The sequence below is a fragment of the Streptomyces sp. NPDC002640 genome, from assembly GCF_053592575.1.
Genome location: NZ_JBSFVZ010000021.1, coordinates 75,563 through 95,380, shown reverse-complemented (window position 1 = coordinate 95,380; position 19,818 = coordinate 75,563). Strand labels below are relative to the sequence as shown.

The 19,818-nt window shown below is 73.0% G+C and carries 19 protein-coding genes and 1 pseudogene; 13 read left to right on the top strand and 7 right to left on the bottom strand.

The features are described from left to right. The first annotated feature begins 58 nt into the window (after positions 1 to 58). The gene (locus tag ACWD3O_RS25375; RefSeq protein WP_451417470.1) at positions 59 to 1,165 is read left to right on the top strand and encodes an ArsR/SmtB family transcription factor; all 1,107 of its coding nucleotides are present in this window, start codon (positions 59 to 61) and stop codon (positions 1,163 to 1,165) included. On the opposite strand, the gene ACWD3O_RS25370 is transcribed toward ACWD3O_RS25375, so the two are convergent. Beyond that, positions 1,081 to 1,518 carry a nuclear transport factor 2 family protein gene (locus tag ACWD3O_RS25370; protein WP_451417469.1) on the bottom strand — a complete coding sequence of 146 codons (438 nt, stop codon included), beginning with the start codon at positions 1,516 to 1,518 and terminating at the stop codon, positions 1,081 to 1,083. The genes ACWD3O_RS25375 and ACWD3O_RS25370 overlap by 85 nt on opposite strands. A gap of 122 nt (positions 1,519 to 1,640) precedes the next feature. On the opposite strand from ACWD3O_RS25370, the gene ACWD3O_RS25365 reads away from it, so the two are divergent. Further along, on the top strand, positions 1,641 to 2,216 hold the full coding sequence (locus tag ACWD3O_RS25365) for a PadR family transcriptional regulator (protein ID WP_451412283.1): 576 nt from the start codon (positions 1,641 to 1,643) through the stop codon (positions 2,214 to 2,216). Between the two features lie 74 nt (positions 2,217 to 2,290). On the opposite strand, the gene ACWD3O_RS25360 is transcribed toward ACWD3O_RS25365, so the two are convergent. Beyond that, positions 2,291 to 3,202, bottom strand: coding sequence for an NAD(P)-dependent oxidoreductase (locus tag ACWD3O_RS25360; RefSeq protein WP_451417468.1), 912 nt, complete (start codon positions 3,200 to 3,202; stop codon positions 2,291 to 2,293). A 50-nt stretch (positions 3,203 to 3,252) separates the two neighbouring features. On the opposite strand from ACWD3O_RS25360, the gene ACWD3O_RS25355 reads away from it, so the two are divergent. Continuing rightward, positions 3,253 to 3,618, top strand: a complete 366-nt coding sequence (locus ACWD3O_RS25355; protein WP_451412285.1) for a winged helix-turn-helix transcriptional regulator — start codon at positions 3,253 to 3,255, stop codon at positions 3,616 to 3,618. 175 nt (positions 3,619 to 3,793) lie between these two features. Here ACWD3O_RS25355 and ACWD3O_RS25350 read toward each other — a convergent pair whose 3' ends face one another. From ACWD3O_RS25350 to ACWD3O_RS25330, 5 genes are all read right to left on the bottom strand, one after another. Beyond that, on the bottom strand, positions 3,794 to 5,296 hold the full coding sequence (locus ACWD3O_RS25350; protein WP_451417467.1) for an MFS transporter: 1,503 nt from the start codon (positions 5,294 to 5,296) through the stop codon (positions 3,794 to 3,796). After that, on the bottom strand, positions 5,296 to 7,113 hold the full coding sequence (locus ACWD3O_RS25345; RefSeq protein WP_451417466.1) for an IucA/IucC family protein: 1,818 nt from the start codon (positions 7,111 to 7,113) through the stop codon (positions 5,296 to 5,298). The genes ACWD3O_RS25350 and ACWD3O_RS25345 overlap by 1 nt, the downstream gene beginning before the upstream one ends. Next, positions 7,110 to 7,637 carry a GNAT family N-acetyltransferase gene (locus ACWD3O_RS25340; RefSeq protein ID WP_451417509.1) on the bottom strand — a complete coding sequence of 176 codons (528 nt, stop codon included), beginning with the start codon at positions 7,635 to 7,637 and terminating at the stop codon, positions 7,110 to 7,112. Before ACWD3O_RS25340 ends, ACWD3O_RS25345 begins: the two co-directional genes overlap by 4 nt. 50 nt (positions 7,638 to 7,687) lie before the next feature. After that, entirely contained in the window at positions 7,688 to 9,001 is a 1,314-nt protein-coding gene (locus ACWD3O_RS25335) for a lysine N(6)-hydroxylase/L-ornithine N(5)-oxygenase family protein (RefSeq protein ID WP_451417465.1), read from the bottom strand. Positions 9,002 to 9,077: 76 nt separating this feature from the next. Then, the gene (locus tag ACWD3O_RS25330) at positions 9,078 to 10,628 is read right to left on the bottom strand and encodes a pyridoxal phosphate-dependent decarboxylase family protein (protein ID WP_451417464.1); all 1,551 of its coding nucleotides are present in this window, start codon (positions 10,626 to 10,628) and stop codon (positions 9,078 to 9,080) included. 154 nt (positions 10,629 to 10,782) lie between these two features. Here ACWD3O_RS25330 and ACWD3O_RS25325 point away from each other — a divergent pair, with 154 nt between their 5' ends. From ACWD3O_RS25325 to ACWD3O_RS25280, 10 genes and pseudogenes are all read left to right on the top strand, one after another. Next, positions 10,783 to 13,047: a penicillin acylase family protein gene (locus tag ACWD3O_RS25325; protein ID WP_451417463.1), complete on the top strand. Its 2,265-nt coding sequence runs from the start codon at positions 10,783 to 10,785 to the stop codon at positions 13,045 to 13,047. Next, on the top strand, positions 13,044 to 13,700 hold the full coding sequence (locus ACWD3O_RS25320) for a GNAT family N-acetyltransferase (protein WP_451417462.1): 657 nt from the start codon (positions 13,044 to 13,046) through the stop codon (positions 13,698 to 13,700). Before ACWD3O_RS25325 ends, ACWD3O_RS25320 begins: the two co-directional genes overlap by 4 nt. A gap of 46 nt (positions 13,701 to 13,746) precedes the next feature. Beyond that, a complete protein-coding gene (locus ACWD3O_RS25315; RefSeq protein WP_451417461.1) occupies positions 13,747 to 14,352 on the top strand; it encodes a dihydrofolate reductase family protein in 606 nt (201 codons plus the stop codon). Positions 14,353 to 14,399: 47 nt separating this feature from the next. Further along, entirely contained in the window at positions 14,400 to 15,347 is a 948-nt protein-coding gene (locus ACWD3O_RS25310) for an aldo/keto reductase (protein WP_451417460.1), read from the top strand. Between the two features lie 18 nt (positions 15,348 to 15,365). Continuing rightward, positions 15,366 to 15,713, top strand: coding sequence for a MerR family transcriptional regulator (locus ACWD3O_RS25305; RefSeq protein WP_451417459.1), 348 nt, complete (start codon positions 15,366 to 15,368; stop codon positions 15,711 to 15,713). Between the two features lie 89 nt (positions 15,714 to 15,802). Further along, entirely contained in the window at positions 15,803 to 16,414 is a 612-nt protein-coding gene (locus ACWD3O_RS25300) for a dihydrofolate reductase family protein (RefSeq protein WP_451417458.1), read from the top strand. Between the two features lie 157 nt (positions 16,415 to 16,571). Next, on the top strand, positions 16,572 to 17,537 hold the full coding sequence (locus ACWD3O_RS25295; RefSeq protein WP_451417457.1) for an ATP-binding cassette domain-containing protein: 966 nt from the start codon (positions 16,572 to 16,574) through the stop codon (positions 17,535 to 17,537). Further along, the gene (locus ACWD3O_RS25290; protein ID WP_451417456.1) at positions 17,534 to 18,355 is read left to right on the top strand and encodes an ABC transporter permease; all 822 of its coding nucleotides are present in this window, start codon (positions 17,534 to 17,536) and stop codon (positions 18,353 to 18,355) included. The genes ACWD3O_RS25295 and ACWD3O_RS25290 overlap by 4 nt, the downstream gene beginning before the upstream one ends. Positions 18,356 to 18,360: 5 nt before the next feature. Further along, the gene (locus tag ACWD3O_RS25285; RefSeq protein WP_451412298.1) at positions 18,361 to 18,942 is read left to right on the top strand and encodes a TetR/AcrR family transcriptional regulator; all 582 of its coding nucleotides are present in this window, start codon (positions 18,361 to 18,363) and stop codon (positions 18,940 to 18,942) included. After that, positions 18,939 to 19,750 (top strand): annotated as a pseudogene (locus ACWD3O_RS25280) (SDR family oxidoreductase). Before ACWD3O_RS25285 ends, ACWD3O_RS25280 begins: the two are co-directional and overlap by 4 nt. Positions 19,751 to 19,818 lie beyond the last annotated feature (68 nt).

Below are 19,818 nucleotides of genomic sequence, written 5' to 3'. Positions count from 1 at the left end.
GCGGGAGTGTCCGAGGCGCCGCCGTGGCGGCGTTAATGTTTCGCGGGGAGGCGAAAGCATGGGTCTGTGGCTGCTGGACGCGGACACCTTGGCGCGCGGCCGGTTCGTTCTGTCGCCGCTGGCCGAGACGGTCGCCGCACTGATGGACCTGGACGAGGCGGTGGCCTTCCACCCGGGGCAGCGCGGGTGGCTGGCAGCTCATCTGCCCGCCTACCGTGGGCGGTTGGCCCGGGACCCGGTCGCCGCGGCGGTGGTGGCCGGGCTCCGGTCCAGCTGGCTGGCCGACTTCCTCATCCCGACCCCGGTGGGCGAGGGCGTCCCGGGCATCGACGAGGAACTCCGGCGGGTCCGCGGCACCCCGCCCGCCAGGGCACGCGCCGACCTGACGCTCGCGCTGGGCGGCGGCCGGCTTCCGCCCGAGCTGTGCGGCGACGACGTGCCCGCACGGGCGGCGGACCTGCTGGAGTGGGTCTGGACGGAGACGGTCCTGCCGGGGTGGGAGCGGCGGAGGCAGGTGCTGGAGGCCGATGTGGTCGCCCGTACACGGCAGCTCGGCGACGGCGGCTGGGCGGTGGCCCTGGACGGACTGCGCTCCCGGACGCGCTGGCTGGGCGAGGGCCGGCTGCAGATCAACGCCTACGACAATCCGCCGCGTGACATCCGTGGCTCCCAGCTCCTGTTCGTGCCGGTGTCCTCGCGACGCGGCTGGGTGAGCTGGGACGAGCCGCACCGGTACGCCGTGGTGTACCCGTGTTCGGGCGTGCTGACGGGGGCGGAGGAGCGGCCCGCGCCCGAGGCGCTGCGCGCTCTGCTGGGCGCGGGGCGTGCCCGGGTCCTGACGCTGCTGGCGGCGCCGATGAGCACCTCCCAGGTGTCGGCGACGACCGGGATGGCGCTGGGCTCGGTGGGGCGGCACCTGAAAGTGCTGCTGGACGCGGGACTGGTGCGGCGCCGCCGTGCGGGGCGGTCGGTGCTGTACTACCGGGCCGAGGCGGGTGACCTGCTGGTCGAGGCCGCCGGGGGCGGGCGGCCCGCGGGCACGCGGACGGGCACGGCCTCGTGCCCGTCCGCAGCCCCCGGTCACCGCCCGGTGGGCGCCGGCACCAGTCCGTCCTCGGCCAGCCCGGCCAGGACCGCCTCGCCGAGGGCGTGCACGGCCGACTGAGGGCGGACCATGACGGTGAACTCCTTGATGCGGCCGTCGTCGTCGAAGTGCAGCAGGTCGATGCCGTGGATGTCCTTTCCGCCGGCCTTGGCCCGGAAGAGCAGCACCGCGGAGTCGGCGGTGCCGCCGTCGCCGCTGGTCTGCGAGGTGCCGCTGAACTCGCCGACGTAGCGGAAGTCCTCGAAGATCCGCAGCAGGACCCCGAAGAGGCCCATGACCATGGGCCTGCCCTCGAACGGGGTGAACTTCACCGGGCTGTACAGGCGGATGTCCTCCGTGAACAGGTCCTGGAGCGCCGCGAGGTCACGGCGGTCCACGGCGGCGCGGAAGAGGTCGGCGGTGCTCGTGCTCATGGCGGTCAGCTCCCGAAACCGGTAGTCATGAAATTGACTAGTCAGTTTCATGACTACCATAGGCCGAAGCCGGACGACAGAGGCGGCGAGCCGGACGACAGAGGCAGGGGGAAGGCGACGCGATGGCGCTACGGCACGCCGTGCTGGCGGCACTGCTCGACGCGGAGCTCAGCGGCTACCAGCTGGCCAAGGCGTTCGACCTGGGAGTGGCGAACTTCTGGCACGCCCAGCCGCAGCAGCTCTACGCGGAGCTGTCCCGGCTGGAGGGGGACGGGCTCGTCGAGGGCCGCGAGGTGGTCCAGGAGAGCCGACCCAACAAGCGCCTGTTCCGGGTGACGCAGGCGGGTCTGGCGGAGCTGGAGCGGTTCACGGCCGCCGCCGCGAAGCCCTCGTTCGTCCGCGACGACCTGCTCGTCAAGGTCCAGGCGGCCGACCACGTCGACACCGGGGCACTGATCGCACGGCTCGAGGAACGCTCCGCCGCCGCCCGGGCCAAGGCCGGCCTCTTCACCGAGCTGCTGCGCGGGATGCGCGGCGACCGCACGGAGGAGGAGTTCCTGCGCGACGGCGACCGCGTCGGGCCGTACCTGACCTGCCTGCGCGGTCTGGCCTTCGAGGAGGGCAACCGTGACTGGTGCGACCGGACCGCCGCCGTCCTGCGGGCGAGGGAGGCGGCACGCGGTCGGACGCCGGGGTAGGGGCCGGGGCGGCCCGGCGGGCGCGCCCCTCCCCCACTCCCGGCACCACGTGGCCGTCCGGGCCCGCGGGGACCTCAGTCGCGGCGCCCCATGAGGTCCACGAGCCGGGTGAGCTCGTCGCCGCCGTGGCCGAGTCCGATGGCGCGGCGGGCCAGGCCCTCCGCCGCACGGATCACGCTCGCGTCGATGCCGTGCGCCTCCGAGGTGTGGACGATGTGAGCCATCGTCGACGCCGCCGAGGTGAGCGGGTTGACCTTGGCCGCGTACGTGCCGTTGTCTACCTCGACCGCGGCCTCCGCGAAGGCGGGCGGCAGGATCGCGCCGATGCCCTGGGCGAACGGGGCCAGCTCCTGCGCGCTGATGCCCTCCGCCCGGGCGACGGCCAGCGCGTGCATGTAGCCGGTCATCGCGGTCCACCAGATGTCGAGCAGCGCGATGTCGTACGCGGCCGCCCGGCCGATGTCCTCGCCCAGGTGGGTGTGGGTGCCGCCGAGCGCGTCGAGGACGGGCTTGTGCTCGCGGTAGAGCTCCTGCGGGCCGCTGTGGATGAGGACCGCGTGGGGTGTGCCGATGGTGGGGGCGGGTGTCATGATCGCGCCGTCCAGGTAGCGGACGCCGTGCTCGGCCGCCCAGGCAGCGGTCCCGCGGGCCCGGGCGGGGGTGTCGGCGGACAGGTTGACGACGGTGCGGCCCTTGAGCGCGGTGGTGACCTCGGGGCGCCGCAGCACGGAGTCCGCGGCGTCGTAGTTGACCACGCACACGACGGTCAGGTCGCTCGCGGCCACCGCCTCCTCGGCCGATCGGACGCCGACCGCGCCCCGTGCGGTCAGCTCCTGGTCCCGCCCCGGTGTGCGGTTCCAGACGGTGGTGGTGAGCCCGGCGTCCAGGAAGGCGCCCGCCAGGGCCCGGCCCATCGGGCCGAGACCGAGCACGGTCACGGTGGGCGGAGGGGTGGGCCGGGGGGTGGGCTCGGTGACTGCGGACATGGCTCAACTCCTGCATAGAATCGGCGAATCGAAGAAACGGGGTGGTGGTGATGGTGCGCAGCCGGGCACAGGACCCGAACGTCTGCGGGGTGACCGCCGCGATCGCGGTGATCGACGGCAAATGGAAGACGGGTCTGCTCTGGGCGCTCGAATCCGGTCCGAGGCGACCGGGCGAGCTACGCAGACTGCTGCCGGGCCTGAGCGAGAAGGTGCTGACTCAGGCGCTGCGCGATATGGAGGCCGACGGCCTCGTGCACCGGGAGGTGCACGACGTCCTTCCGCTGAAGACCGTGTACTCCCTGACGGAGTTCGGCCGGGACCTTGCCGAGGCCCTGGAGCCCCTGTCGGACTGGGGCCACCGACGGCTGGACATGCTCGCCGCGGGGCTGTCCGCGGAGGAGAGTCCGGCCTCCTGACACATCGTTCCTCCTCCGTTTCCCCCTGGACCGGACGGCCCCTCGACCGCGCTCCACCAGGTTCCCCCGGCTGCCGCTCGCCGCCAAGTACCCACAAAAAAGTGGCTACCGCGCGGTCCGCGGCAGCCGCCGCGGAAGGGCCCGCCGCCTGCTCACCTCCTCGGCGGGCGCCTCCTCACGGGTGGCCCACCGCGCCGACCGCGACCCCGTCCTCCGCGGGTCCTGCCCGTCCCCTGCCGCTCCGGGCGCGGTGCAGCAGGTACGCGGTGACCAGTCCTCCCGCCATGACCGCCGCCGCCCCCAGGGCCTGCCCGGTGCGCGCCGCCGCCGCGAAGGCGTCCAGCACGGCCGGTCCGGCTGCCGGACCGGCGCCCTCCAGCACCTCGGCCAGGGACGCCGAACCGACCGTCCCCGGCTCCCGCGCGGCGAGGTGGCTGCTGACGACCGCGCCGAGAACCGCCACGCCCAGACTGCCTCCGACCTCGCCCATGGTGCCGTCGACGGCCGCGCCCGACCCCGCCCGGTCCGCGGGGATCGACCCCATCACCGCCGCGACGATGGCCGGATTGGCGAGGGCGCAGCCGACCCCCATCAGCAGCAGTCCGGCCAGCAGCACCGGGTAGCCGCCCCGGTCGAGCACCCCGGCCACCGCGAACCCGACGGCCAGCAGGCCCATGCCGAGAGCGACGGCACGGACCTCGCCCAGCCGGGCGATCATCCTCGGCGCCACCCCGCGGATGTTGAGCACCACGACGCTCAACGGGAAGGGCGCCATGTACAGCCCGGCCTCCAGGGCGGTGAAGCCGCGCACGTACTGGAGTTGCTGGGCGAGCAGGAACAACGCCCCCGCGCTGCCGAAGCTGATCAGCAGGACCCCGGTGACCGCGCCGGTGAAGCGGGGGTTGCGGAAGAGCTGGGGGGCCAGCACGGGATCGGCGCAGCGCCGCTCCCACACCACGAGTGCGGTCAGCGCGACCGCGGCGGTCGCGGTGGCGGTGAGCACCGGGAGGGAACCGGCGCCGTGCTCCGGCCAGGAGGTCACCGCGTGCACCAGGGCCACCACGCCGACGGCGGACAGCACCGCGCCGGCGACGTCCGGGCGGCCCGCCCCCGCCCGCCGTGACTCGGGTATGAGCCAGCGGGCGGCGGCGAGGCCCAGCAGGGCCACCGGCACGTTGATCAGGAAGATCGCGCCCCACGAGAAGTGGGAGAGGATCAGTCCGCCGAGCGGCGGCCCGGCGGCGAAGCCGAGGCCGTTGACCGCCGCCCAGATGCCGATGGCCCGGACGCGTTCTTCCTCGGGGAAGACCTGGGCGACCACCGCGAGGGTGGTGCAGGTGATCAGGGCGCCGCCCGCCCCCATGCCGGCGCGGGCGGCGACGAGCTGTCCGACGTCCTGGCTCAGTCCGGCCGCCAGGGAGCAGACGCCGAACAGGGCGAGCCCGGTCAGCAGCAGCCGGCGTCGTCCGTAGCGGTCGGCGGCCGCGCCGGCGGCCAGGAGCAGCCCGGCCTGGGCCAGCGGGTAGGCGTTGACCACCCACTGGATCGCCGCCATGTCCGCGTCGAGTTCCCGGGAGAGCGTGGGGACGGCGACGTTCAGCACCGAGTTGTCCAGGACGACGACGAGCTGCACCAGGCAGACCACGCCGAGGACCACGGCCCGTCGGTCGGCGCGCATCACCGGGCCGGGGCGAAACGGGCGATGGGGTTGGTCAGTTCGCCGACGAGCTGGAGCGCGGCGGAGGGATCGGCGAGGTCGACCATCTGACGGTTGTTCCGCAGCTGGAGACGGTTGAGGCAGGACAGCGCGAAGGTCTTCGCGAACGGGTCGTGCCGACGGAACCGCTCGGCGAGGTGGGGCACGGAGTCCTGGTAGTCGGCGACGCACGCGGCGACCGTCTGCCAGAAGGCGTCCTCGGAGAGTGTGCCGGCTTCGTCCAGGAGCGCGGCCAGGTAGCGCAGGAAGCCGTCGAAGACGTCGGTGAAGATGGACAGCAGCCGCATGTCCTCCGGGACGTCGGCGCGGACCCGTTGCACGGCCGGCGGCAGGTCCGTCCCCGGGTCCATGACCACGATCTCCTCGGCGATGTCCTTGAACACCGCACGTGCCACCGCGCCCTGCTCGTCCAGGACGAGGATGACGTTCTCCCCGTGCGGCATGAAGGCGAGGTCGTGGGCGTAGAAGCTGTGCAGCAGCGGCACGAGGTACGCGTCGAGGTAGCGGCGCAGCCACTCCCGCGCGGGCAGGCCGCTGCGGGAGATCAGCGCCGCGGCGAAGGACGCGCCGTCGCGGTCGGCGTGCAGGAGCGCGGCCATGGTGAACACCCGCTCACCGGGCGCCAGCGAGGGCACGGGGCTCTCCCGCCACAGTGCGGCCAGCATCTTGCGGTACGGCGAGTAGCGGTCCGTGGCCGCCTCGTACCGGGGGTTGCGGTACCCGATGGCGGCGTGCTCGCGGATGATGGTCAGCCCGGTTCCGCGCAGCACCGGATCGGAGGCGATCAGCCCGGCCAGCCAGTCGTTGATGGCGGGCGTCGCCTCCATGTAGGCGGCCGAGAGACCGCGCATGAAGCCCATGTTGAGGACGGACATGGCCGTCTTCACGTAGTGCCGGTCCGGGCGGCTGGTGTTGAAGAAGGTGCGGATGGACTGCTGCGCCTGGTAGAGGTCCGTGCTCTCGCCGAGCGGGACCAGGTGCCGGGTGGCGATCTCCCCGGCGAAGGTGATCGCGAGTTTGTTGGTCCACTGCCAGGGGTGCGTGGGGAAGAGCAGGTAGTCCGCGGGGTCCAGGCCGAGGCCGGTGAGCACTCCTTCGAGACGCGCCCGCTCCTCGGGGCCGAGCTCCTGCGCGATCAGGGTGTCGTAGTCGATGTCGGCGCAGCTGGTGAAGGTGGCGCGGTCGCGGTGCGCGGCGAGCCACATCAGGCGGACGGGCGCTCCGGCCTCCGGGGCGTAGGCGTGGAACTCCGCGATGTCGAAGCCGATCCTGCCGTTGTTGGCGACGAAGCCGGGGTGCCCCTCGGTCATGTTCGCCTCGATGGTCTGGAAGGCGGCGAGCACCAGTTCGTCCGCGGTGGGCGCCGGCCGGGAGAGCTTGTAGGCGGTCGAGGAGAGGGTGGAGCCGAGTTCCTCCAGGTAGACGGGGAGTACCTCGTCGCTCAGCCCCAGCGTGGTGCGCAGTTCGAGGACGAGTTCGAGGGCGTCCAGCGGTGCTTCGGTTCCGGAGCGGTGCCGGGTGAGGGAGCCGGCGTCGATCTGCCAGTGGTCCAGGGCCATCGTCCGGGCGGCGAAGCGGTACTCCGTGGCGCCGTCGTCGGACCGCACGGTGTAGTGGCCGTCGCCGGCGGGCTCCGGTGTCAGCAGCCGCTCGTGGGCGAACTCCGCGAGCGCCTTGCGGACCAGCGCCCGGTTGGCTGCCGCCCACAGCTCGGGGCGCAGGTGGCCCACCTGCTCGAGGGCGGTGGTCGTGTCCCGGTGGGGCGGGGCGGCGGTCATGCGTCGGCTCCTTCGGTGGCGGCCGTGAACTGTTCCCTGGTGCAGAAGCTGAGCAGGGCGGTCTTCTCGGGCTTGGCGAGCGGGCCTTCGGGGACGAACCCGACGAAGGCGTTGAGGGCGTGGACGGCGGTGTTGCGGATGTCCGGCTCGACGACGACGCGGCGCGCCGACGGGTCGTCGAAGAGGAAGGCCATGACGGTGGTGATGACCGCGCGGGTGAAGCCGTGACGGGGGGTGCCGGCCGGGGCGCACAGGAAGTGCATGCCGACGTCCCCGGGCTGTGCCGCGTACAGCCCGGCCAGTTCCACCCGCGCCGGGTCGTAGCGTTCGACCAGGAAGCACGCGTCGCCGTCCAGGGCGCCGAGGAAGGCGTCGTGGTGCGGGTGCCGGACGATCGCGTCGTAGGCGTCGACGACCTCGGCGGTGCTGAGACCTTGCATCATCCAGTAGGCGGCCTTGGGGTCGGTGACCCAGGCGTGCAGCAGGGCGGATTCCCGGGCCGGGTCCAGCGGATGCAGCGACATCGTGCCGAGGGGGGTGGGCCGGGAGTAGAGCGCGGGGGTCGCGGGACGGGTCACGACACCACGCCCTCGGGTGCGCCGAACTCCTGGAAGGCGATCGACTTCTCGATCGGGTAGACCTCGCGACCGGTGATCTCGCGGATGATCCAGCTGTTGCGGTAGGGGCCCATGCCGAGGTCGGGTGAGGTCACGCTGTGCGCGTGGGTGGCGCCGTTCTGCAGGAAGACGCCGCGGCCGGTGACGTCGACGCTGTAGTTGCGGGCGACGTCCAGACGTCCGCGGCCGTCCCACCGCAGCCGGTCGCGGACCGGGTCGAGGAAGGCGGGCGGCCGGTAGGCGTAGCCGGTGGCCAGTACCAGCCCGTGCGTGAGGAGGGTGAAGTCCCGGTCCTGCTCGTCGTGGTGCAGCCCGAGTTCGTAGCGGTCCTCCGCCTCGTCGTGGCGGGCGGTGCGCAGCGAGGTGTTGGTGAACAGCCGGGCGGGCACCGGGCCGTGCACGCTCTTCTGGTAGAGCAGGTCGAAGATGTTGTTGATCAGTTCGGCGTCGATGCCCTTGCTGAGACCTTTCTGCTCCGACTCCAGGCGGTAGCGGGTCGCCTCGGGCAGCGCGTGGAAGTAGTCCACGTATTCGGGAGAGGTCATCTCGAGCGTGAGCTTGGTGTACTCGAGCGGGAAGAAGCGCGGCGAGCGGGTCACCCAGTTGAGCCGGTAGCCGTAGGCGTCGATGTCGCCGAGCAGGTCGTAGAAGATCTCCGCGGCGCTCTGGCCGGACCCGATCACGGTCACCGACTCCTTGGCCCGCAGCTTCTCCTTGTGCTGCAGGTAGCGGGAGTTGTGGAGGGCGTCACCCGGCAGGTCACGGCAGGCGGGCGGCAGGTGGGGAGGCGTTCCCGTGCCGAGCACCAGGTGCCGGCCGCGGTGCCGGACCCGGTCCCCGCCCGGCCGTGCGGAGGTGACGACGTAGACGCCCTCCGCCTCGTCGAACTCCACCCGCTCCACCTGGTGGCCGAACCGCACGGACGGCAACTGGGCCGCGGCCCACCGGCAGTAGTCGTTGTACTCGGCGCGCACCGGATAGAAGTTCTCGCGTATGTAGAACGGGTAGAGGCGTCCCTTTTCCTTGAGGTACTGGAGGAAGGAGAAGGGCGAGGTCGGGTCGGCGAGGCTGACGAGGTCGGCCATGAACGGGGTCTGCAGCGTCGCGAAGTCGAGCAGCATCCCGGGGTGCCAGTCGAACTGCTCCCGGCTCTCCAGGAAGACGCCGTCGAGGTCGTCGACCGGCGCGGTGAGGCAGGCCAGGCCGAGGTTGTACGGGCCTAGGCCGACCGCGACGAAGTCGTGCACGGGCTCGGTTGCGGGCTGGGACATGCGTGTCTCCCAAAAGCACTGATGGCGGGGACTGATGGTGGGGACCGGTGGCGGGGACTGGTGGTGGGGGGCGCCGTCAGGCGACGTCGTCCGCGGCGGCGGAGCCGCGGGGAGCGGCCTCGACGTACTCGGCGGCGTGCGCCGCGAGGAGGTCCAGGACGTGGGCGACGTCGTCGGGGGTGGTGTCGGGGTTGAGGAAGGTGCACTTCAGGAAGTGCCGCCCGTCCACCTTGGTACCGGCGACCATGCCCTCGCCCGAGGTGGCGAGCGCCTCGCGGGCATGCAGGTTGGCCTCGTCGGCGAGGTGCGCGTCCTGCGCGGCGGGAAGGTAGCGGAAGACGACGGTGGAGAGCTGGGAGCGGGCTACCACCTCGAACCGGGGGTCGTCGGCGAGCATGTCGTGCACGACGCCGGCCAGGTCCACCACCTCGTCGAAGAGGGCTCCCACCCCGTCGGCGCCCATGACGCGCAGGGTCATCCACAGCTTCAGCGCGTCGAAGCGGCGCGTGGTCTGCAGGGACTTGTCGACCTGGTTGGGGATCCGGCGCTCGGCCATCCGGGCGGGGTTCAGGTAGTCGGCGTAGTAGGTCGCGTGCGACATCATCCGGCGGTCACGGACCACCACGGCGCTGGAACTCACCGGCTGGAAGAAGGACTTGTGGAAGTCCACGGTCACCGAGTCGGCGCGTTCGATCCCCTTCAGCAGATGCCTGCGGGTCGGCGAGACCAGCAGGCCGCAGCCGTAGGCGGCGTCCACGTGGAGCCAGGCGGACGCCGCCTCGCAGACGTCCGCCGCTTCCGCGAGCGGGTCGATGCTGCCGAAGTCGGTGGTGCCGGCGGTGGCGACCACGGCCATCACCGTCAGCCCCTCGGCGCGCAGGCGGTCGCACTCCCGGCGCAGCGCCGCCCCGTCCATCCGCCGGTCGGGGGTGGTGGCCACGCCCACCACGGCCTCCATCGGCAGGCCGAGCATCTTGGCGGACTTGCTGACGCTGAAGTGGGCCGCCTCGGAGGCGAGCACCCGCATCCGCGGCAGCAGGGACTGCCGCGCCTCGGACGTGCGTGCTCCGGCGCGGGCGAACGCCTCCTCGCGGGCCAGCACCAGGGCGTGCAGGTTGGACTGCGTGCCGCCGCTGGTGAAGACGCCGTCCGCGTCCAGGCCGAAGCCGATCCGCCCGGCCGTCCAGTCGATCAGGCGGCGCTCGATCAGGGTGGCACCGGCGCTCTGGTCCCAGGTGTCCATGGAGGAGTTGACGGCGCTGAGTACCGCTTCACCGAGCAGGGCCGGAATGACGACGGGGCAGTTGAGGTGGGCGAGATAGCGCGGATGGTGGAAGTAGACGGCGTCGCGGAGGTAGAGCCGCTCCAGTTCGGCGAGCGCCGCCGCCGAGTCGCCGAGCGGGCGGTCCAGGTCTACCTGCTCGACCTCGGGCCCGAGCGTGTCCGGACTGATCCCGGTGAACGGTCCCTTGGCGGCCGTCACGCGGGACGCCGCCGCGTCCACGCCCAGGAACAGGGCCTCACGGTAGGCGTCCACGGTGGGCGCGCCGAAGAGGTGCCGCCGGGCCTCGGCTCCGGGCGGGGAGACGGAGCGCTGCGTGGGGACAGTCTTGCCGTCAATGGTCATGTCAGCCTTCTGGTGGGAACGACAGGGCGTAGTTAGGGTAGCCTCACCTAACCATTGCTTGCACCACCTGTCGACATCGCCTCCCGCCACCGCCCGGGCGGTTGTCTCCGTCATGACCTCGTGGCTAAGGTTAGGCTCACCTAATCGCTTGTCAATGGCCCCTTCCGCATTCGGCGAAGTCCGCGACTCCCGGCAACTCGCTGTGCTTCGAGGCGGGTTGACGGATCACGAGCGCACACAGCCCGAGGAGCCCGGCTTGCCCAGAGAGCGCCATCGCATTCACCGCGACCCGTATGGCATCCCTCATGTCTGGGCCCCCGACGCACTCGCCCTCGCTCACGCCCAGGGTGTGGTGACCGCACGCGACCGCGGCTGGCAGCTCGAGGTCGAGCGGCACAGGGCTCTGGGCAGTTCGGCCTCCTTCCTCGGCCCGGATCACGTGTCGTGGGACGTCCTCGCCCGCCGTGCCCGACTCGCCGACACGGCCCGGAGGTGTTACGAGGCGCTCGACGAGGACACCGCCGCCTGGGTCCGCGCCTACGTCGAGGGAGTGAACGGCGCGCTGCCGGACGCGGCCCGCCGGGCGCCCGAGTTCGACCGCACCGGTCTGCGTCCGGGCCGCTGGGAGCCGTGGACGCCGATGGCCGTGTGGCTCTCCCATCACCTGCTCTTCGCCGGTTTCCCGGCGAAACTCTGGCGCGACCGCGTCGCTTCGGCTCTCGGGCCCGACGCGGTGGCGTCCTTCGCGACCGACGGCCCGGGCACCGCGGGCAGCAACGGCTGGCTCCTCACCCCGGAGCGCACCACCACGGGTGCGGCACTCCTCGCCGGCGACCCGCACCGCTTCATCGAGGCGCCGGGGGTGTACCAGCAGATCCGGCTGGCGTGCCCGCGGTTCGACGTCGTGGGTCTCGCGGTACCGGGGGTGCCCGGCATCGCGCACTTCGGTCACACCGGGCAGGTCGCGTGGGCCATCACCAACGCCATGGCGGACTACCAGGACCTCTACCGGGAACGGCTGCGCGGGATCCGGCGACCCGACGGGACCACCGCGGTGGAGGCGTGGGGGCCGGACGGCTGGGAGCCCGCCGACGTCCGCACCGAGACCCTCCTCGTCGCGGACGGCGATCCGGTGGAGATCGAGACGGTGGAGACCGCCCGAGGACCCGTCGTGCTCCAGGGGGCGATACCGGACGCCTCGGAGGAGGTCCCCGAGGCCGCTGCCCGGGCCGGCGACACCGGGCACGCCGAGTCGTACGTGAGCGACCGTGGCGCGGCCGTCGCCCTGCGCCTGCCGGCGAGAGTGCTCGGCACGCTCGGCTTCGAGGCCCTGCCCGCCCTGCTGCGGGCCACGACCGTCGCCGACGTCGACGCGGCCTGGGACGCCTGGGTGGAGCCGGTCAACGTGGTGATGGCCGCGGACACCGCGGGTGGGCTGCTGCACCGGGTCGCCGGAGCCGTCCCGGTCCGCGCCGACGCCAACCGGCGGGGGCTCGTCGCCGCGTGGGACCGGGGCGCCGCCTGGCCGGGCCGGTGGGAGACGATGCCGCGCGCCGACGTCCGCGACGGCATGGCCGTGATGGCCAACGCCCGCGGCGTCGCCACGCCGTTGGGCTCGGAGTTCGCCGCCGCGCACCGGGCGCGCCGGATCGCCGAACTCCTGGACTCCCGGCCGCGTTGGTCGCCCGCCGACCTGTCCCTCGTGCACACCGACACCCTCTCGCGGAGCGCGGCGGTGCTCCTGGCGCGGCTGGTGGAACCGCTGGACGGGCTGACGCCCCGGGCCGCGTCGCTGCGGCGTGAACTGGACGCCTGGGACCGCCGCATGGGCGCCGGCTCGCGGGGCGCCGCCGTGTTCGCCGCGTGGCGTGGTGCTCTCACCCGCCGGCTGGCCGGTGACCCGGCGCTGGCGGCCCTGGCGCCCCGCCCGGACGACCCCGAGATCTTCCTGCCCTGGTTGTCCCTGCTCGGCCGGGTCGGACACGCGCTGGAGAACCTGACCGCGCCGGGGGCACTGCCTGCCACCGTGGACGTGCCCGCCCACGCGCGGGCGGCCCTGGAAGAGGTGGCGCGCGACGGCGCACCCGCGAGCTGGGGCGACACCCACCGTCTGGCCGCCTGGCGGGCGGTGCCCGCCGACGGCTCCTCCCCCGAGCCGCCCGCGCTGGAGGGGGACCACGACTGTGTGATGTCCTCCTCGAGCGTGCCGGGACTGACCGATCTGAGTGCCCGCGCCTCCGCCGCGCGCTTCGTGTGGGACCTGGCGCGCAGACAGGACAGTGCCTGGATCGTCCCCCTGGGCGCCTCCGGGATCCCCGACGACACCCACGCCCACGACCAGCTTCCGCTGTGGCTGCGCGGCGAGCTGGTCCCCGTGGTCACCGACTGGCATCTGCTCACCGAGGAGACATCGGCATGACGGAACCCGCCCCGGCCCCGACGCCCCAGGAAGCCGCCGCACCCCACGGACCGGCATTCCCCGAACCCGCATCCCACGGGCCCGCACCGGACAGGCCCGGCCCCGCGCACGTCTCCCGGGTGCCCGGCTTCGGCACGGTCGCCTTCCGGGTCCTGGACCCGGAGCGTGACGCCGCGGTCGTCCACCGCTGGGTGAACGACGAGCGTGCCCGGTTCTGGGGCATGGTCGGACACACGGTGGAGCAGGTGCGCGACGTCTACGCCTTCGTGGACTCCCTGGAGACCCACCACGCCTACCTGATCGAGCACGACGGCCGTCCCGCCGGGCTGCTGCAGACCTACGACCCCGAGCACGACCCGCTGGGCGAGCACTACGCCGTGCGCCCCGGCGACTTCGGGATCCACTTCCTCTTCGCGCCTCCCGCCACCGCGCCGCGCAGCGGCCACGGGGGTTCCCTGTTCGGAGCCGTGCTCGACTTCGTCTGGTCCGATCCCGCGCACCTGCGGGTGGTGGCCGAACCCGACGTCCGCAACGCCAGGTCCCGCCGGCGGCTGCGCCTGGCGGGGTTCTCCGAGGGCGCCGAGGTCGCGCTGGACCACAAGCGGGCCTGCCTGTACTTCCTCGAACGCGGGCGCACGCCGGCCGGCCGATGAGTTCCGGCCGGCCGGGCGGTCCACCCTTCGACGAAGGGAGCGCATCATGCGCGAGATCATCGTGTGCACATTCCTGACCCTGGACGGCGTCATGCAGGCGCCCGGCGGCCCGGACGAGGACCCCGAGAGCGCCTTCGAGCACGGCGGCTGGCAGAAGCCGGTGGACGACGAGGAGGTCGGCGCGGCCGTCGCCGGCTGGTACGAGGACTTCGACGCGATGCTGCTCGGCCGCAGGACGTACGAGATCTTCGTGTCCTACTGGCCGAAGGCCGATCCCGCCGACCCCTTCACCGACCGGATGAACGGCATGCGCAAGTACGTGGCGTCCCGGACCCTGACCTCGGTCGAGTGGCAGAACTCCACGCTGCTGGAGGGCGACGTCGTCGACGCCGTACGCGAGCTGAAGGCGTCCGAGGGCGGCCCGATCAGCGTCGTCGGCAGCGGGGACCTCGCCCAGACCCTGATGCGGCACGGCCTCGTCGACGAGTACCGGCTGACCGTCCACCCGGTGATCCTCGGCACCGGCAAGCGGCTGTTCGCCGACGGGACCGTCCCGACCGGGCTGGAGCCGGTCAGTGTCTCCACGACGAAGGGCGGCACCGTCGTCGGCGTCTACCGGACGAACGGAAAGCCCGCCTACGACAGTTACTGAGTCACCGAGCACTTCCGCTTGACCTGGAGCGCGCTCCAGCTTCCAGCATGGTCGTCATGAATCACACGACCTCTCGTATCGTCCTGGGCACGATGGACTTCGGCACCCGGGTCTCCCGCGACGACTCCTTCGCGATCCTCGACGCGTTCGTCGCCGGCGGCGGCGTCTGGCTGGACACAGCCAACTGCTACACCTTCTGGACCGACCCGAGCGGTGTCGGAGGCGCCAGCGAGCGCGTGCTCGGCGAGTGGCTCAGGGCCCGTCCCGGGGTCCGCGACAGCGTACGGATCGCGACCAAGGTCCGGCAGAACCCGCTCGTGCCGCACGTCTGGCCGGAGAGCGCCGAGGGGCTCTCCCCCCGTGCCGTGCGGGAGGGCCTGGCCGGGAGCCTGGAGCGGCTGGGCGTGGACCACGTGGATCTGCTCTGGGCCCATGCCGAGGACCGCTCCGTGCCGCTCGAGGAGACGGTCGGCGCCTTCGGCGAGCTGGTGGCGAAGGGCCTCGCCCTGCGGGTCGGGGCGGCGAACCACGCCGCCTGGCGGGTGGAACGTGCCCGCAACTTCGCACGGGAGCAGGGCGTGGAGCCCTGGAGCGCCCTGCAGCTCCGGCATTCGCTCGCGCAGCCGCGGCCGCTCATCTCGCTCGCGGAGGCCGGCCACCGCATGCTCACGCCGGAGGACCTCGACCTCGCGCGGTCGGAGGGGCTCGCCGTCTGGTCGTACAGCTCCCTGCTCTGGGGATCGTACGTACGCCCGGACAAGCCCCTGCCGTCGGTCTACGATCACCCGGGGACGACCCGCGTGCTCGCGGTCCTGGACGAGGTCGCCGGCGAGCTCTCGGCCACGAGGAACCAGGTGGTCCTGGCCTGGCTGATCCGGCAGGGGGTCGATCCCATCGTCGGTGCGAGCCGGGTGGAGCAGATCGAGGAGGCGCTCGCCGTGCGGCGGGTGGGCCTCGACGACGAGCACCTGGCGCGCTTCGCCGAGGCGCGCTAGGCAGGCGCGAGGAGTCCGATGACCACGTTCACCCCGGCCGCGGCCGCCGACCGTACCGGCGTGTCCATCGACACGTTGCGCTACTACGAGCGTGAGGGCCTGATCGGTCCCATCCGCCGCTCGTCCGGCGGCCGCCGGGAGTACACGGAGGACGACGTCTTCTGGATCGGCCTGGTCACCTGCTTCCGCGATGCGGGCCTCGGCATCGCGGACCTGCGGGAGTTCGTCGCCCTGCTGCACTCGGAGCGCTCGCCGGAGGACCGCGTGGTCTTCCTCCGCGAACGCCGTGCCGCGCTGGAACAGCGGGTGGCGGCGCTGCACCGGGCGATGGACGTCCTCGACGACAAGATCGCCTACTACAGCTGACCGGGACCCGACGAGTTGCCGCGTGCCGCCCGGTCTGCGTGGGTGGGGAGCGGAGGCATCCCCCTCGGTGAGAGAAGGGGTGGTGTGCGATGAGGCTGGTACTGCAGCAGTTCGTGTCCCTGGACGGCGTCTCCCAGGGGCCCGGGTCCCCGGAGGAGGACACCAGCGACGGGTTCACCCGGGGCGGCTGGTTCGTGCCGCACCTGGACGAGGCGTTCGAGCAGGTGGCCGCCGGCTGGCTCGGCAGGGCGGACGCGTTCCTGTTCGGCCGCCGCACGTACGAGAACTTCGCGCGTGACTGGCCGCGGATGACCGACCATCCGAGCGCCCGCCTGCTGAACGGACTGCCGAAGTACGTCGCCTCCCGGACGCTGCAGCACGCCGGGTGGGAGCCGACCACGATCCTGTCCGGCGACGTCCCGGCCCAGGTCGCCGAGGTGAAGGGCCGACCCGGCCGCGAGCTGCAGATCCACGGCAGCGCCCGGCTCGGGCGGTCCCTGCTCGCCGCCGGCCTGGTCGACGAACTGCGTCTGGCGATCGCGCCGGTGGTCGTGGGCGGCGGGCGGCGCCTGTTCCCGGACGGCGGAGCACCGGCCGGGCTGCGCCTGGTGGACCACGGAACGACGCCCGGCGGCATCGCCGTGCACGTCTACGAGGTGACGGGGGTTCCGCGGCTCGCCACCTACGGGGCGGGGGCGTAACCGCCCGTGCCGCCATGTCCGGTGCCGCAGGCCTCGGCGGCACGTGGTACGGCGGTACGGCAGCACGTCGCCTGCCTAGAGACGGGGTTCGGCCGCCCGCAGCCGCTTCACGGGGCCACCTTGCAAAACCTACCTATCGATAGGTAGGTTTCATGGCATGGACAACGTCATCACCCCCTCCATCCGTGCCGTCGGGCTCGGCCGGGACTTCGCCGGGCGCACCGCGGTGGACCGCCTCGACCTGGAGGTGGAGCCCGGAGAGGTCTACGGACTGCTGGGCCCCAACGGCTCGGGCAAGAGCACCACCGTCCGGATGCTCACCACCATGCTCCGCCCCTCCCGGGGCACCGCCCTGGTCGCCGGGGCCGACATCACCCGCGACCCCGGAACCGTCCGCCGCCGCACCGGGGTCGTCCTCCAGGGGACCGCCCTCGACCCGCTCATGTCCGCGCGTGAGCTGCTGCTCCTGCAGGGACGTCTCCAGTCGCTCACCGCCCGCCGGGCCCGCGCACGCTGCGCCGAGCTGCTCACCGCGTTCGACGCCCAGGAGTTCGCGGACACTCCGGTCGGCAAGCTCAGCGGGGGCCAGCGCCGCCGGGTGGATCTCGCCGTCGCCCTCGTCCAGCGCCCCGACGTCCTCTTCCTGGACGAACCCACCACGGGGCTGGACCCGGCAAGCCGCCGGGGCCTGTGGGACGAGATCCGCGCGCTCTCCGGCGACCACGGAGTCACCGTCCTGCTGACCACGCAGTACCTGGAGGAGGCCGACCAGCTCTGCGACCGCGTCGGCATCCTCCGCGCCGGACGCCTCGTCGCCTCCGCCGCCCCGCGCGTCCTCAAGGAGCGGATCGGCGAGCGCGTCCTGACCCTGCGCTTCGGCGACGCCCGGGCCGCCGGCCGCGCCCGGGAGCTGCTGGCCGCCAGGGGCGAGCGGCTCCACACGGTCGAGACCGCCCCGCACGCGGTGGGCATCCGGCTCGCGCGCCCCGGAGCGGACGGCGAGACGCTGCTCGCCCTGGCCTCCGCCGGTCTGCACGCCGCGTCCCTGACCGTCGACGAACCCACCCTGGAGGACGTCTTCCTCCGCCTGGCCCTCACCCCGGAAGGTTCCCTCGCCGCATGAGCACGACCGCCACCGCCACCACCGCCCTCGCGGGTCCGGCCGCCTCACCGAGGTCCTGGGCGGCCCTGGGCCCCTTGACCGCCCGTTCGCTCGGATCCTGCCTCCGGACGCCCGCGCTGCTGCTGTCGCCGCTGCTCACCAGCGCGTTCTTCCTCGTCATCTACGAGGGCCAGCTGTCCTCGGTCGCGGCCGTGACGGCGCCCGGGGGCCGGTACATCGACGTGGTCCTGCCGCTGTGCCTGCTCACCACCGCCTTCACCGGCGGCGCGACCGCCGGGCAGTTGCTGGTGAGCGACCTCGGCTCGGGCTACCACGCGCGGCTCTGGCTCACCCCGGTCGGCCGCTGGACCCTCGTCACCGCCCCGGTCCTGGCAGGGGTGGTCGTGCTGACCGCCCAGGCCGCCGCGCTCACCGGACTCGGCCTGCTGCTCGGCCTGGACCCCGTCTCCGGCGCCCCGGCCCTCCTGGCCCTCGTCGGCGCCACCGTGCTGCTGGGCACCGGGTTCCTGCTGCTGGCGGCCGCGGTCGGCCTCCACACCGGCAACAGCTCGGCTGTCGGCTCCGTGACCCTGGTCTTCTTCCCGCTCTCCTTCTTCACCGCCACCTTCGTCCCGCGGGAGCGGCTCGGCGGATGGATGGCCCACGCGGCCGACCTCAACCCGCTCACCCCGCCGCTGGAAGCCATGCGCGGCCTGCTCACCTCGCCCTGGCACGAGCAGGACCTGCTGCCGGGCGCCCTCGTCGCCTTCGTCATCCTGGGGGTGGGCGCCGCCGCGGCCCGCCTCGCACTGACCCGCCGTACCCGGACAGGAGTCTGACCACCATGCCCCGCCAGACCGACACGCGCGCCCGCGCGCGCGACGAGTTCGCCCGCCGGCTCGCCGACCACGGCTACCTCGGCGTCTCGCTGGACGACATCGCCAAGGCCGTCGACGTCAGGAAGGCCAGCCTCTACCACCACTTCCCCGGCGGGAAGCCGGCCCTGTTCATGGAGGTGGCCGACCACTACACCAAGGAGGCGTCCGCCCTGCTGCACAGCGCGCTCGCCACCCCCGGCACCCTGCGCGACAAGCTCCTGGCGCTCGCCGCCTCGTACGCCGAGGGCACCTACAACTCCCAGCTCAGCAACCAGATCTACTACGCGATCCGCCACCTCGACGACGACCAGGGCGCCGAGGTCTCGCACGCCTACGTGCGCGGCCTCATCCAGCCCGTCACCGACCTCATGGCGGGGGCGGTGGCCACGGGCGAGCTCCGGGAGGCCGATCCGGCGTTCCTCGCCACGGCCTTCCTGGAACTGGCCGGCACGGTGCAGCCGCCGCAGGGCGACTGCGCCCCGGCCGCCGTCGACCGTCTGGCCCAGGACGTCGTCGACCTCTTCCTGCGAGGAGCCGGCCCGGAATGACGACCACTCTGCCGTTGGAAGGGCGGACGGCCCTGATCACCGGGGCGAGCCGGACGGGCGGGATCGGCGCGGCGGTGGCGCGTCGTCCGGCCTCGATGGGCGCGAGCCTGGTGATCCACCACCACCGCCCCCACGACAGCGACCAGCCCTGGGGCGCGGACGACCTCGATCGGGTCCTGGCCTCCGTCCGGGAGAGTCTGGCCCGGGCGCGGAGCTGCACGACCTGCCCGGCGACCTGGCGGAGCCGGGCGCTCCCGAGGGGTTGGTCGGCCGGGCCGTGGAGGCCGCGGGTCCCTTGGACATCCTGGTCTGCAACCACGCCCGCTCGGGCGGGGACGGAGCCCTCGCGGACATCACGGCCGAGCAGCTGGACGGTCACTGGGCCGCCGACGCGCGGTCGGTGCTGCTGCTGACGAAGGCGTTCGCAGCCCGGCACGACCCGGCGCGCCCCGGCGGGCGGGTGATCTGGATGACGTCCGGCCAGCAGTAGGGGCCCATGCCCGGCGAGGTCGCCTACGCCGCCGCGAAGGCGGCCCTGGCCGGTGTCACCGCGACGGTCGCCGACGAGCTCGCCGACCGGGGCATCGTCCTCAACACCGTCAACCCGGGCCCGGTGAACACCGGTTACCTGGATCCGGGCGTGTGCTTCGACGACCGGACCCTCGACGCGCTGCGACGGCGGTTCCCGAGCGGGAGGTTCGGCACGCCGGACGACCCGGCCCGGCTGATCGGCTGGCTCGTCGGCGACGACGGTGAGTGGGTCGTGGGACAGGTCCTCGACACGGAGGGGGGTTTCCGCCGCTGGTGACGTGACGGAGTCCCTGGTCACACCCCCTCACGGCCGGTCGTAGGATCTGATCGTGCGAGGGGAACGGG